This window comes from Roseateles sp. AC306, assembly GCF_979253795.1.
The window spans coordinates 1-229 of the sequence record NZ_CEEDEB010000170.1; the positions used below are offsets into that span (position 1 = coordinate 1).

Sequence of the window (229 nt, forward strand, 5' to 3'; positions counted from 1 at the left end):
TGCATCAGCCAGTCGAGGGCGTCGGGGCTGAGCAGCTTCTGTGGCATGCCGCTGCGGCGGGCGAGGTCTTCGCCGAGTGCTTCGGCCAGCGCCTCGATGTCGTCCAGCCGCTCGCGCACGGCCGGCACGCGGATGGGCAGCACGTTGAGGCGGTAAGACAGGTCGGCGCGACACTGGCCGGCTGCCACCATCGCGGCCAGGTCGCGGCTGGTCGCGGCACTCACGCGCA

1 protein-coding gene is annotated in these 229 nt (G+C 72.1%); it reads right to left on the reverse strand.

Annotation, left to right across the window (positions count from 1 at the left end; genetic code table 11):
• On the reverse strand, positions 1-229 hold a 229-nt coding region (locus tag AC0IZJ_RS28840; RefSeq protein WP_471855717.1), incomplete at both ends, for a sigma 54-interacting transcriptional regulator.